Source organism: Nocardia sp. MDA0666 (assembly GCF_003023875.1).
Lineage (GTDB): Bacteria > Actinomycetota > Actinomycetes > Mycobacteriales > Mycobacteriaceae > Nocardia > Nocardia aobensis.
Genome location: NZ_PYHT01000003.1, coordinates 246324 through 259152, shown reverse-complemented (window position 1 = coordinate 259152; position 12829 = coordinate 246324). Strand labels below are relative to the sequence as shown.

The following is a 12829-nucleotide window of genomic DNA, read 5'->3' as shown; positions in this document are numbered from 1 at the left end:
GCGCGAAACCCACGTCCGGATCCGCCGGGTGGCGAGCTGTTTGCTGCTACGGTTCGACCGTGGCGAGCACCGACACCGCACTACAAAGTCGAAATCTGCGGCGGCTGATTCCGTTTCGATGGATGTTCCCTGTGGCGGTCCTCTCAGTGGTGGCGGCGTTGCTGGGCCTGCTGTATCTCGACTACGTCGTCGATCCGCAGCGAAATCTGCACGACTTCCCGATCGCCCTGGTCAACCAGGACGTGGGCGAGACGCTCGGCGCACCCGGCCAGGAAAAACACGTGAACTTCGGCGACCAGGTCGCCGACGGACTACGTGCCGCCGTACCCGCCGATCAGATCGATCTGCGCGTACTCGGGCTGCCGGAGGCCCAGCAGCAGATGCAGAACGGCCAGGTCTACGGCGCGGTCGTCATCCCCAGCGATTTCAGCAAGCGGCTGGGGATCCTGGGTGTGGGCAGTGTCATACCGGGCGATATCGAGCGTCCGATCATCACCCTGATGACCAATCCGCGTTCGGGCACCTACGCCACCCAGATCGTGGTGCGTTTCGGTAATCAGGCGCTGCCGCAGATCAACGACAAGGTCGGTCAGCAGCTCGTCGAGCAGGTGCGGACTCAGCTCACGCCGGCGCCGGGCGGCCCGCCCGCCCCCGAACTGTCCGGCGCGACCCGCCTCACGCTGGCGCAACCGCTGGAGATCCTGGTCCAGGAGTTCCACCCCCTGCCGGGCGGATCCGGTCAAGGGCTGACCGCCTTCTTCTACGCACTGCTGTTGCTGATGGCCGGCATGCTCGGCGCGATGATCGTGCACACGATGATCGACTCGGCCCTCGGGTTCGTGCCGACCGAATACGGGCCGTGGTACGTGCACTATCCCGCCACACCGGTCTCCAGACTCCGCACGCTGTTGATCAAGTGGGCGGTCATGGCGGTCGCCGCGGTGGTGGTCTCCGCGATTCTGCTCGGGATCGGCGCGGCGCTGGGGATGCCTCTGGACAATCCGCTGGGCCTGTATCTCTACGGGGTGCTCGCGATCATCGCGGTCGGATTCACCGGTATCTCCATCCTGGCCGCGATCGGCTCGGCGGGCCTGCTGGTGAACATGATCCTGTTCATCGTGCTGGGACTGCCGTCGTCGGGTGGCACGGTGCCGATCGAGGCGACGCCGAAGTACCTGGGCTGGCTGGCCACCTTCGAACCCATGCATCAGGTGTTCCTGGCGGTGCGTTCGCTGCTGTATTTCGACGGCAACGGCGCGGCCGGTTTCACCCGCGGATTCTGGATGACCGTGCTCGGCCTCGGGATCGGTGTGGCGCTCGGGTTGATCGTGACACGCTTCTACGACCGAAAAGGGTTGGAGCGCAAGCCGATCAACCGGACCGAGCCCGCCCCGGCCTAGTTCACCGAGCCCGCCCCGGATTCACAGCGCCACCAGCGGCAGCCAGCGGGCCAACTCTCCCGCCCGGATTCCGGAGGCGCTCAGCGCGCCCGTCTCCACCGCGGTCTCGAAATCGAGCAGTCCCGTCGCGAGCAACAGCCACGTCCGCGCGTCGGTCTCCACCACATTCGGCGGCGTCCCGCGCGTGTGCCGCGGACCCTCGATGCACTGCACCGCCACGAAGGGCGGTACCCGCACCTCCACCGAGGCGCCCGGCGCCGCCGCGGCCAGACTCCGCGCGGTTCCGCGCACGGCCGCCGCCAGCTCGGACCGCCCCGGCTGTGCCGCCGACTCGTCGCGCAGCCACGCACCGACCGCTGCCACCGAATCACGCACCTGAGCAGGGTCCACAGCCGAATGTCGCGCCATTCCACCGAGCGTAGCGAGCCGCTCGGACATATCGCGCAGGCGGTGGGCGGGGGTGACGCGCCACGTCGCCGGACCGTCGACGCGACCTGTCCACAGGCGTCAACAGGTAGGAACAGATCGAGCCGCGACCTAACGGTGAGACGGACCCCGTCCGCGCAGCGCCGCGGCCGCCGGCGGGGCCAGCGCACCGCCGGCATTCAGGGCGAGGTGGGCGAGGGCGGGCGCCGTCGCGCTGCCGGAGCGGCGGCGAAGCCACGAGAAGAGCAGGCCGCCCGCGGTGGTGACGGCGACAGTCACCGGGACGCTGTCGCCTGCGGACCGCGCCGGATGAATATGCCAGAGGCCGAATACCACTGCGCCGCAATGCCTTCGCACGGGCCCCGCATCATCGAACAGCCGATCCAGTGTGCCCCGGAAGATCAGCTCCTCGCTGTAGACGGTGCCCACCGGAATGTGCAGGCCGACCCATTCGGCCGTACTCACCTCCGGGGCACGATCGGCGACCTTCGCTATCCGATCACGGATGCCCGGCACCGCGAGGCCCACGCCGTACGCAGCACCGACCGTACCGAATGCGGCTGCGCCCCAAGCCAATCCGCGCCGGGACAGCCACTTCGGCCGGCCGCCGAAGACAGCGGCGTAACCGGTCGCGAACACGGCGTTGGCGAGCGTGCGGCCGCGTATGCCCGACCCCAGCCGCGGCAGCACGAGATTGCTCCACATCAGGGCGACGCAGGCTGCCGGAAGGGCGCGTGCCAGGCCTCGGCGACTCATCGACCCGCACCGTGCGAGTGCGTGTTCTCCGCCGTGGCGGTGACGACTACGCCTCTCATTTCACCGCGCGTTCGAATGCTTCCGACAGTTCCAGCTGGGTCCGAATGCTTTCCTGCAGTTGCGGATTCCAATCCGGCGGGGGCAGCACGGCCGCCCACCCGTCGAGGACCAGGGTGCCGTAGTTGTGGCCGTGCCCGTCGCTGACGCCCTGGGCGTTGGTCAGGTCGGCGGCGACCTGCCAGAAGGTGACCAGCGGCCACCAGCGCATCTGCGTGGACACGTCGGAGCCGCGCGGTTCGGAGAGCCAATCCGGTTGGGAGAGGATCAGATCCGGCGACCACCAGACGATCGGGTCGGAGGGATGTTGCAGATAGGCGATGCGCGGATGCCGCCATTCCGGTGACGGTTTCGCCAGATCCGGTGCGCCGGAGGCGAAGCGGACCACGAGACCGTCGGCGTAGATCGGCTCCACCTCGCGGGTGCCGGGATCGCGGCGCTCGACGAACTGCTTCCACAGCCGATTCGAATTCGGCGGTCCCACCCACAGCGCGCCGTCCACCTTGGCACGCAGATCGGCCAGCCCGTCGAAGGCGGCCTCCGAGCCCTGCGAGCCCAGGCTCTCCCCGTAGACCAGGAGTTTCGGCCGCGACTGCGGCGGCCGCGCCGACCAGGCGGCGTACACCGCGTCGAACATCTTCTTCCCGGCCACCGCGACCTTCTCCCGGTCCGCGAGGAACGACAGCACGCTGGGCAGATAGGAGTACTGCGAGGCCAGGATCGCGGTGTCGCCGCCGTACATGTACTCGAGCGCACCGGCTGACGCCGAGTTCACCCATCCGGTTCCGGTGGTGGTGACGATGACCAGCACCTTGCGATCGAAGGCGTGGGTGCGTTCGAGTTCGGCGACCGCCAGCTGCTCCTGGGTCTGCCCCTCGCCCGCCGAGCCGAGGCCGACGTAGACCCGGACCGGTTCGCGCGCGGGCTTACCCGTCACCGCGCCGATCCGGAAGGCATCGGGTCCGTGTGAGACGAACCATCGCCCCTCCGAACCGAGCGTGTCCCATTTGGCCAGCGATGCGGGGCTGCCGGAGCGTCCGGGGTCGGTCGGCTGCACCGCGTAGGGCGTCATCTTGTCGTTGCGCACGCTGAACGCCGAGTTGGCGACGGTGAAGAAGGCCTCCGACAGCACACCGTTGAACAGCAGCACCGCCACCACGGCCAGCACGATCGCACCGGCGCTCGGGGCCAACTGCGGCGGCACCCGCACCCAGCGGCTGAGCAGCCGTGCGAAGAACCGCACGATCCACCGCACCGTCCGGTAGATCGCCACCACCAGCGCCGCCACCGCGAGACTGAGCCCACCGGTGCGCAGATAGGCGGCGCGCGTGGTGCCCTCCATATCCATCAGTTCGTAGATCTGCCGTTGCCAGTCGGCCGAGAGGACGAGCATGTAGATCGCGGTGAGCAGGCAGATCGTCAGGATCGTCACCTTCACCCCATAGCGAATCCGCAGCGACGGTGTGCGAAAACGCAAGCGCGGCCGGATCAATCTGCGGAAACCCCACTCCAGCAGACAGCCCACGCCGTAGCCGATGGCAGCGTTGAGGCCGCTGATCAGGCCTTGGAACAACCAGTCGCGCGGCAGTAGCGACGGCGTCACCGACCAGGCGAAAAATACTGTCGCGGTGACGAGTCCGACGTAATTGAGCGCGATGATGTCGTCCTCGAGCCGTCGCAACAGCCGCAGGCCTCGCCGATAGACCACAACGCCGCGCGTACGCAGCGTTGTGAGAGTCTCGGCGGTATCGAGCACCCGTCAAGTATGGCGGTCGGCGTGTGGAAATCGGGGACCTCGCCACGTGAGGCAAACAACTGCTACCACGGGAATTACCCGGGGTACTCGAGTAGTTCTACGCACGATCCCCGCGGCCCGGGACCGCAGACTCGAGGTATGAGCACTCCCACCCAGCAGAAGAGCAGCCCCGCATTCCTGGCCCAGGCCGCGATCGCCTTCGGTGTCAGTTTCGTCGCCGCCACCGCCGGCATCGTCTATCTGCCGCTGGACATCTGGCAGCGCGGTTTCCTGCTGATGACAACGCTGTTCATGGTCTCGAGCGCCTTCACCCTCGCCAAGGTGATCCGCGACCAGTTCGAATCCGCACGCGTGCATCAGCGCATCGACGAGGCCCGCGTGGAAAAGCTGATGGCCGAGCACGATCCGTTCCGGATGTGAGCGGACCGCGGCGCCGTGTGGCACCGCGGTCCGCATCGGGTCACTTCGCGGTGGCGCCGAACAGCGCGGGCAGCGTGCCCTCGTGGGCGGTGCGCAGTTCGTCCATCGTGATCGAGAACTGGCCCTGCACCTCGACCGAGTCCGAGCCCTGATCCACGACGCCGATGCGCACCCACGGCAGTTCGCGCGCGGTGCACATCTTGGTGAAACGCGTCTCCTCCGAGCGCGGTACGGCGACCAGGACGCGTCCGGCCGATTCCGAGAACAGCGTGACGAACGGGTCGTCGCCCTCGGGAAGCAGGATGCGCACACCGGTTTCACCGGCCAGCGCCCCTTCGACCACCGCCTGGGCCAGTCCGCCCTCGCTGAGATCGTGCGCGGCGCTGATCATTCCGTCGCGAGACCCGGCGGTCAGCACCTCGGCGAGCAACTGTTCGCGGGCGAAGTCCACCCGCGGCGGCACACCGCCCAGGTGCTCGTGCTCGACCTGCGACCAGATCGATCCGTCGAATTCGTCGCGGGTCTCGCCGAGCAGAATCAGCGTCTCACCCGGTTCGGTGCCGAATCCGGTCGGAATGCGCCGGTGCACATCGTCGATGACGCCGAGCACGCCGACCACCGGGGTCGGCAGGATCGCGGTCTGCCCGGTCTGGTTGTAGAAGCTGACGTTGCCGCCGGTGACCGGAATGCCCAGGGCCACACAGCCGTCCGCGAGGCCGCGCACGGCCTGCTGGAACTGCCACATCACGCCCGGATCCTCGGGGGAGCCGAAGTTGAGGCAGTTGGTGACGGCCTTCGGGGTGGCGCCGGTGCTGGCGACATTGCGATAGGCCTCGGCCAGCGCCAGCTGCGCGCCGGTGTACGGGTCGAGTTTGGTGTAGCGACCCGAGGCGTCGGTGGCCAGCGCGATGCCGCGGCCGGACTCCTCGTCGATGCGGATCACGCCCGCGTCGGCATGTTCGGCCAGCACCGTGTTGCCGCGCACGTAGCGGTCGTACTGCTCGACGATCCACTTGCGGCTGCACAGCTGCGGGCTGGAGATCAACTTCAGCAGCGTGGCCCGTAGGTCGTCGCCGGACTTCGGCCGGACCAGCCCGGCGGTGGTGTCGGCGACCAGTGCGTCCTGCTCCTCAGGGCGCTGCACGGGCCGCTCGTAGACGGGGCCCTCGTGCGCGACGGTGCGCGGCGGCACGTCCACCACGGTTTCGCCGTGCCAGTTCACCACCAGGCGGTCGCCGTCGGTGACCTCGCCGATCACGGTGGCCAGCACATCCCACTTGTGGCACACGGCCATGAACGCCTCGACGTTGTCGGGCGTCACCACCGCGCACATACGTTCCTGCGATTCGCTGGAAAGCACCTCCGCGGGGGTCATATTCGCCGCGCGCAGCGGCACCTTGTCCAGGTCGATACGCATACCGCCGTCGCCGGCCGCCGCCAACTCCGATGTCGCACAGGACAATCCGGCGCCGCCGAGATCCTGGATACCGACCACCAGTCCGGCGTGGTACAGCTCGAGACAGCACTCGATGAGCACCTTCTCGGCGAACGGGTCACCCACCTGCACGCTGGGCAGTTTCTTACGGCCGGAACCGGATTCGTCACCCGAGAAGGTGTCCGAGGCCAGCACCGACACACCGCCGATGCCGTCCAGACCGGTCCGTGCGCCGAACAGCACGATCTTGTTGCCGGTGCCGGAGGCGAAGGCCAGGTGCAGATCCTCCACCCGCATCACACCCGCGCACAGCGCGTTCACCAGCGGATTGCCCTGATAGGAGGCGTCGAACACGGTCTCGCCGCCGATATTGGGCAGGCCGAGGGAGTTGCCGTAGCCGCCGACACCGCGCACCACACCGTCGACCACGCGCCGGGTGTCGGGGTGGTCGGCAGCGCCGAAGCGCAGCTGGTCCATCACCGCGATCGGCCGCGCGCCCATCGCCATGATGTCGCGCACGATGCCGCCGACGCCGGTGGCCGCACCCTGATACGGCTCGACGTAGGAGGGGTGGTTGTGGCTTTCCACCTTGAAGGTGACCGCCCAGCCGTCACCGATGTCCACCACGCCCGCGTTCTCGCCGATACCGGCCAGCATGGAGGCGCGCATCTCGTCGGTGGTGGTCTGGCCGAAGTAGCGCAGATGCACCTTCGAGGATTTGTAGGAGCAGTGTTCGCTCCACATCACCGAGTACATCGCCAGCTCGGCATCGGTGGGGCGACGGCCCAGAATGTCGCGGATGCGCGCGTATTCGTCGTCCTTGAGACCCAGCTCCTTGTACGGCTGCGGGGTATCCGGGGTGGCTGCGGCGGCGCTGACGGTGTCGACGTGGACAGTCACGGTGGGCTACCTAGGTCCTTTCGGCCGGGCAAACGTGCAGCTACGAGCTCCGACGCTGGAGTGAGAGACGGAATGCACGCGGATGGGGAGTCCACGCCAGTCTAATGGGCCGCCCGGAGGAGGCAGCGGAGTGTTACCACGGAGGGCGGCCCATTGGACTGCAAACGAAATTGCCTAGTGGGTGCCAAACCCACCACGACCAGGCAGCACCTGTTCACCGGTACGCTGAGCCGGTGAACGATCGATCCAGGGTCGCGGATCCGGACGAACTGCCCGCGACCACGTCGTCCGCGCGGTCCACCGGGGGGCTGACGACTCGGCAGCGACGGCTGCTCATGATCGCGATTGCCCTGTTCGTCGTCTCGGCGATCGTCTCCTGGGCCGCCCACATCTGGACCGGCTACATCGATCTCCAGGTCTACCGCAACGGCGCGCACACGTGGCTCGACGGCGGCGACCTGTACGGGCCGATGCCCAAGGTCCACGGCATCGGGCTGCCCTTCACCTATCCGCCGCTGGCCGCGCTGTTCTTCGCGCCGCTCGCGCTGATGCCGCTCGCCGTCGCCGAATGGCTGGTGCTGCTCACCTCGATGGCGAGCCTGGCGGTCACGCTGTGGCTGGTGCTGGTCCGGGTGCGGCCGGGGATGGACCGCTCCACCCGGGTGATTCTGCTGATCGGGGCGCTCGCCGTACTCGGCCTGTCCGAACCGGTGCGCCAGACCTACAACTTCGGCCAGATCAATCTGATCCTGATGGCGGCCGTCGCGCTCGACGCGTTGGTGCGCAAACCGTTCTGGCCGCGCGGCATGCTGATCGGAATCACGGTGTCGGTGAAGCTGATTCCGGCCGGCTATCTACTGTACTTCCTGCTGCGCCGGGACTGGCGGGCGTGCCTGACCCTCATCGCCTCGGCGATCGGCGCGATCGCGCTGGCATTCCTGCTGTTCCCGCACGATTCCACCGAATACTGGTTCCACACGCTGATGGATACCGGTCGCATCGGCCCGCCGCAGTACGCGGGCAATCAGTCGCTCAAGGGTTTCGCATTCCGCCTGGGCGTCTCCGACGCGGCCGCGACGGGGATCTGGATCGGGTTGTCGCTCATCGCGATCGGACTGGCCGCGCTCTGGATGAAGCGGCTGCTCGACGCCGGCCACCAGGTATCCGCGCTGCTGGTCAATTCGGCCGCGGTCCTGCTGGTCTCGCCGGTCTCGTGGTCGCACCACTGGGTGTGGGTCGCCCCGGCGCTCCTGGTCGCGGGCGACCTGATCGCCCGGATGCCGGCCGCGGACGCCCCGGACACACCGGGGCGCGCGGCGCGGCGGCGGCGGATGTGGATCGCGGTCACCGCCGCTGTCACCGTGCTGTTCATGGTCGGCCCGCAGTGGGTGCTGCCGCACAACGCCGACCGCGAACTGCGCTGGGCGTGGTGGCAGCAGATCATCGGCAGCAGCTATGTGCTGGTGACCTTCGCCGCCCTGGTGATCGCGGCGATCGCCTACCGGCCCACGGTGTCCGATTCGGCGTGAGCGACGCGGCCCGCCGGGGTGAGGAAGGCCGCCAGCGCCGCCGAATAGGAGTGCACGTCCGCGGCGCCCATCAGTTCGCGGGCCGAATGCATCGCCAGCTGCGGTGCGCCCACGTCGACGGTCGGCATGCCGGTGCGTGCCGCGGTCATCGGGCCGATGGTCGAACCGCACGGCAGATCCGCGCGATGCACGTACCGCTGCAACGGCACGCCGGCCTGCGCACAGGCCAGGGCGAAGGCTCCGGCGCCGACCGCGTCGGTGGCGTAGCGCAGATTCTGGTTCACCTTCAGCACCGGGCCACCGCCGACCTCGATGCGATGCGAGGGCTCGTGCCGGTCCGGATAGTTGGGGTGGGTGGCATGGGCCATATCGCCGGAGGCGCAGATCGAACCCGCCAGTGCCGCAAGGTAATCCGCGCGACCACCGCCGCGGGCGAGCACGATCCGCTCCAGGATCGCGGGCAGCAGATCCGATTGCGCGCCGCGGTCGGATTGGCTGCCGACCTCCTCGTGATCGAACATCGCCAGCACCGGGGTGACGTCGCCGTCCCGGTCGGCGGCGGCCAGGAACGCGTGCAGTCCGGCGTAGCAGGTGGCCTGATTGTCCAGCCGCGGCGCGCTCACCAGATCCTGATCGCGCCCGACCACCCGGCTCGGTTCCAGGTCGTGGGTCATCAGTTCCCATCCGAGCACGTCGCCGGCGGGGACGCCGGCCTGCTCGGCGACGTAGGCGATGAACGAACGCGGCCGCTCCCCCAGCCCCCAGATGCCGTTGACATGGCGTTGCGGATCCAGCGTCACCCCGCGGCGGTCCTCGGACAGGTGGATGGCCAGTTGCGGCACCCGCACCAGCGGGTCATCGATACGCACCAGCCGCTGCCCCAGCCCGTCGCCCTCGCGCACGGTGAGCCGGCCGGAGATGCCGAGATCGCGGTCCAGCCAGGAATTGAGCCACGCGCCGCCGTAGGGTTCCAGGCCGATCATCTGCCAGCCCGCGACGGCCATATCGGGATGCTGTTTGACGCGCAGATTCGGGCTGTCGGTATGCGCGCCGACCACCCGGAACGCCCCGGCCGGATCGGTGTTCTTCGCGGCCCATGCCACCAGCGATCCGCCGCGGATCACGAAGTAGCGGCCCACTCCCCCGTTCGCCTCGGCCCACGGCCGGGCCTCGGGCAGTTCGGTGAATCCGTGGGCCGCCAATTCGGCTGCCACGGTGCGGCATACGTGGAACGGGGACGGCGAGGCATCGACGAAGGCGCACAGCCCGGAGGCCGTCGCGGTGGTGGAGACCGGCATACCGGCGATCCTAACGGCTGCCGGAATTGCCGTATTTTTGCCGAGTCGGCCGTCGCACCCCGAACGGGATCACTCCGACTGCGTCTCGACCATCAACTCGAGTAGCCGGAGCAATTCCGCGTGATTTCGCGCGCCGATTCGTTTCCGCAATTCCTCTTCGGCCAGTGACTCCTGCTCGCGCACCGAATCCACCAGATCCTTGCCGCGGTGGGTCAATCCGATGAGAATGCGGCGGCGATCGTCCTCGGCCGCAATTCGAAAAATCAGGCCGCGTTCGGCCAGGGCGTCGGCGTGGCGGGTGGCCGACGAGGGCGGTAGCTGGGCGCGAACCGCCAGCTCGCTCATGGTGATGCCGGAGCGGTCGGACAGATTCGACAGCATGGCCCACTGGTCGGCGGTCAACTGCCTGGCACACAGTGCCGCGTCGAGGTGCCGGAGCCAACCGCGTTCCGCAGCGCGCAGCGCCCCGTGCAGCGTGGCGACGCCACTTACAATGGTCGACATATTCTCCGCCCCATCATTTCGCTCGGATACGAAGAAGGGTACCGAATGTTCTCCTTCGGCGAGAGCCCGGACGAAGTGGTCGAGGTACTGAATATCGTCCCGCTGCAGGGCCCCGTCGGAATTGTCGCGCCGTCCTGTGAAGCCGCGATTTCCTTGGCCGCAAAAGAAATCAACGGTGGCACAGGAATTCTGGGCCGCCAGGTGCGGGTGACGACCATCGACGGCGGCCGCAGTCCGGCCGAGGTGGCCGACGAGGTCTCGGCGCTGCTGGCCACCGGAATGGTCGATGCGATCACCGGCTGGCACATCTCGGCGGTACGCCAGGCGGTTGCCCGGGTCACCGGCGGGCGCGTCCCCTATCTGTTCGCCAACGTCTACGAGGAGTTGCCGAACGAACCGGCCGAGGTGGTGATGATCGGCGAGGCGCCCAGCGGCCACATCCTGCCGGCCATGCGGTGGCTGTCGCGGGAATTCGGCACCCGGCACTGGGCGATCATCGGCAACGACTACATCTGGCCGGTGGCCACCGGTCGCGACGTCCGTGCCGCGTACCGCGAGGCCGTCCACTACGAGCGCTATGTGCCGCTGGGCACCCGGGACTTCGGATCGATCCTCACCGATCCGCTGCTGGACCGGGTCGACGGCATCGTGATGCTGCTGGTCGGGATGGACGCGGTCCGGTTCAATCAGCAGTTCACCGCGATGGGCCGGGCCGCGACGCAATTGCGGGTCAGCCCGGTCGTCGACGAACAGCTCCTGCTCGCCGCCGGTCCCGGCGCCAACACCGATCTCTATGTCGCGTCCAGTCTGTTCCCGAACGTGAACGCCGATCCCGACCGGCTCGCGCGCTACCACCACATGCACGGCCGCTTCGCGCCGAAACTCACCTACTTCGGCAACACCGCCTACGAGGCGCTGCACACGCTGCGAGCGATGGCCCATGCCGTCGGCTCCCTCGAGGTGCCGCGGATGCGGGCCGCGCTCGAGGACGGGGTGGTGCTGGAGACGCCGTCGGGTGCGCGGATGTACCGCGACAATCACGTGGTCCGCCCGCCCAGCCTGATCGCCCGCGCGGAGGGCGTGGATCTGCGGATTCTGGACACCCTGTACTGACGCCGGGCACCGGCGCCCGGCTCACTCGAGTCCGAGCGCCTTGTGGGCGATCTCGACCGAATCATTCGGTGGCGCAACGGTTTCCGGGCCCGGTGCGGCGAGCAGCGGCCGGTCCGGACCGAGTCCCTTGTCGACGGCGGCGGCCCGGACCGCGTTGACGACGAACAGCAGCGCCGCCCGGCGTGCCGTATTGGTGCGGTAGGCCAGCGAGACGGTCCTGGTGAGCCCCTCGCCGAGTCCGACGATATCCACGCCCGCCGGTCGCAGCGCCAGCCCCAGATCCGAGACCAGCGTGACGCCCAGTCCGGCCGCGACCAACGCCATCGCGGTCGACTGCTCCTCCACCTCGTGGTCGATGCGCGGTGCCACCCCGCCGGATTGGAAGGCCAGCCGCACCGCATGACCGAAATGGGAGCGAGCGGGCGCGAGGATCCACGGATGTTCGGCCAGATCCGCCAGCGTCGCCGTCCGTGCCGGCACCGCTCCGGCCGGAACCGCCGCATAGAGCCGCTCGACCGCGATGACGGCACGTTCCAGACCGCGGTCCCAGGTCATCGGATAATTCGAATAATCGAGCACGAACGACAGGTCCAGAGTGCCGTCGCGCACCGCGGCGGCCGTCGCCTCCGGCGCGAGTTCCCTGGTCCGCACCAGAATGCCCGGGTGGGCGCGGGCGAGCGCGGTGAGCGCGTCGGGCAGCAGCCCCGAGGCGACCGAGGCCCACACTCCGGCGGTGAGGGTCGCCGACACCGACTCCCCGGACTCCTCGAGCGCCTGTGTCGCCCGCTCCACCGAGGCGAGGATCTCCTCGGCGTGCTCGGCGAGCAGCACCCCGCGATCGGTGAGCTGCAGCCGGCGCCCGCGCCGCTCGAACAGGCGCAGCCCCACGTCCCGCTCCAACTGCGCGAGTTGCTGCGACACCGCCGACGCCGTGTAGTGCAGCGCACTCGCGGCCGCGGTGATCGTGCCGCGCCGATGGAGCTCGCGCAGCATGCGCAGTCGGGGCAGCGACAGATCCATGGCATCGAGCGTAAGCGGTGGACGGAAACCGTACGCGCGGCTGACGACGCTGTGCGGAAACCAGGAGCGCTGTGCAGAAACACTGAACATGGCCGTGAACGAACCGTAAATAGACGTGTGATCGGGCGGGACGCACGCTGGTGACAGCGAATCACCAGCCGGGACGACGTGGTCCGGACGCCGATCGTCGCGCGACTCGACGTTCCGCGCGGATG

11 protein-coding genes are annotated in these 12829 nt (G+C 68.5%); 4 read left to right on the top strand and 7 right to left on the bottom strand.

The genetic code is table 11. From position 1 onward, the window contains the following. Nucleotides 1–122 precede the first annotated feature (122 nt). Nucleotides 123–1400 (top strand): YhgE/Pip domain-containing protein, encoded by a 1278-nt coding sequence (locus C8258_RS07550; RefSeq protein ID WP_106954527.1) that lies wholly within the window; start codon nucleotides 123–125, stop codon nucleotides 1398–1400. Between the two features lie 21 nt (nucleotides 1401–1421). On the opposite strand, the gene C8258_RS07545 is transcribed toward C8258_RS07550, so the two are convergent. The 3 genes from C8258_RS07545 to C8258_RS07535 form a co-directional block, all read right to left on the bottom strand. Continuing rightward, nucleotides 1422–1808: a sterol carrier family protein gene (locus C8258_RS07545; RefSeq protein ID WP_063011861.1), complete on the bottom strand. Its 387-nt coding sequence runs from the start codon at nucleotides 1806–1808 to the stop codon at nucleotides 1422–1424. A gap of 129 nt (nucleotides 1809–1937) precedes the next feature. Continuing rightward, the gene (locus tag C8258_RS07540; RefSeq protein WP_106954526.1) at nucleotides 1938–2582 is read right to left on the bottom strand and encodes a CPBP family intramembrane glutamic endopeptidase; all 645 of its coding nucleotides are present in this window, start codon (nucleotides 2580–2582) and stop codon (nucleotides 1938–1940) included. Between the two features lie 55 nt (nucleotides 2583–2637). After that, complete coding sequence (locus C8258_RS07535; RefSeq protein WP_106954525.1) at nucleotides 2638–4395, bottom strand: alpha/beta-hydrolase family protein; 1758 nt, start codon at nucleotides 4393–4395, stop codon at nucleotides 2638–2640. A 138-nt stretch (nucleotides 4396–4533) separates the two neighbouring features. On the opposite strand from C8258_RS07535, the gene C8258_RS07530 reads away from it, so the two are divergent. Beyond that, on the top strand, nucleotides 4534–4815 hold the full coding sequence (locus C8258_RS07530; protein ID WP_039776015.1) for a YiaA/YiaB family inner membrane protein: 282 nt from the start codon (nucleotides 4534–4536) through the stop codon (nucleotides 4813–4815). 40 nt (nucleotides 4816–4855) lie between these two features. Here C8258_RS07530 and purL read toward each other — a convergent pair whose 3' ends face one another. Beyond that, entirely contained in the window at nucleotides 4856–7150 is a 2295-nt protein-coding gene (gene purL / locus C8258_RS07525) for a phosphoribosylformylglycinamidine synthase subunit PurL (protein ID WP_106954524.1), read from the bottom strand. A gap of 233 nt (nucleotides 7151–7383) precedes the next feature. On the opposite strand from purL, the gene C8258_RS07520 reads away from it, so the two are divergent. After that, nucleotides 7384–8679 carry a glycosyltransferase 87 family protein gene (locus C8258_RS07520; RefSeq protein WP_233224927.1) on the top strand — a complete coding sequence of 432 codons (1296 nt, stop codon included), beginning with the start codon at nucleotides 7384–7386 and terminating at the stop codon, nucleotides 8677–8679. On the opposite strand, the gene C8258_RS07515 is transcribed toward C8258_RS07520, so the two are convergent. Further along, the gene (locus tag C8258_RS07515; RefSeq protein ID WP_106954522.1) at nucleotides 8649–9977 is read right to left on the bottom strand and encodes a M18 family aminopeptidase; all 1329 of its coding nucleotides are present in this window, start codon (nucleotides 9975–9977) and stop codon (nucleotides 8649–8651) included. The genes C8258_RS07520 and C8258_RS07515 overlap by 31 nt on opposite strands. A gap of 69 nt (nucleotides 9978–10046) precedes the next feature. Then, nucleotides 10047–10481 (bottom strand): MarR family winged helix-turn-helix transcriptional regulator, encoded by a 435-nt coding sequence (locus C8258_RS07510; protein WP_036497765.1) that lies wholly within the window; start codon nucleotides 10479–10481, stop codon nucleotides 10047–10049. A gap of 45 nt (nucleotides 10482–10526) precedes the next feature. Between C8258_RS07510 and C8258_RS07505 the strand changes: the two genes are divergently transcribed. Next, on the top strand, nucleotides 10527–11594 hold the full coding sequence (locus C8258_RS07505) for a substrate-binding domain-containing protein (protein WP_106954521.1): 1068 nt from the start codon (nucleotides 10527–10529) through the stop codon (nucleotides 11592–11594). Nucleotides 11595–11615: 21 nt separating this feature from the next. Here C8258_RS07505 and C8258_RS07500 read toward each other — a convergent pair whose 3' ends face one another. Continuing rightward, on the bottom strand, nucleotides 11616–12614 hold the full coding sequence (locus tag C8258_RS07500) for a LysR family transcriptional regulator (RefSeq protein WP_106954520.1): 999 nt from the start codon (nucleotides 12612–12614) through the stop codon (nucleotides 11616–11618). Nucleotides 12615–12829: the final 215 nt, after the last annotated feature.

Excerpts from the sequence above, each read along its gene's own strand:
- C8258_RS07505 (WP_106954521.1), top strand. The coding sequence starts at position 10,527 with ATGTTCTCCTTCGGCGAGAGCCCGGACGAAGTGGTCGAGGTACTGAAT.
- C8258_RS07510 (WP_036497765.1), bottom strand. The coding sequence starts at position 10,481 with ATGTCGACCATTGTAAGTGGCGTCGCCACGCTGCACGGGGCGCTGCGC.
- C8258_RS07550 (WP_106954527.1), top strand. The coding sequence starts at position 123 with ATGTTCCCTGTGGCGGTCCTCTCAGTGGTGGCGGCGTTGCTGGGCCTG.
- C8258_RS07530 (WP_039776015.1), top strand. The coding sequence starts at position 4,534 with ATGAGCACTCCCACCCAGCAGAAGAGCAGCCCCGCATTCCTGGCCCAG.
- C8258_RS07545 (WP_063011861.1), bottom strand. The coding sequence starts at position 1,808 with ATGGCGCGACATTCGGCTGTGGACCCTGCTCAGGTGCGTGATTCGGTG.
- C8258_RS07500 (WP_106954520.1), bottom strand. The coding sequence starts at position 12,614 with ATGGATCTGTCGCTGCCCCGACTGCGCATGCTGCGCGAGCTCCATCGG.
- C8258_RS07540 (WP_106954526.1), bottom strand. The coding sequence starts at position 2,582 with ATGAGTCGCCGAGGCCTGGCACGCGCCCTTCCGGCAGCCTGCGTCGCC.
- C8258_RS07515 (WP_106954522.1), bottom strand. The coding sequence starts at position 9,977 with ATGCCGGTCTCCACCACCGCGACGGCCTCCGGGCTGTGCGCCTTCGTC.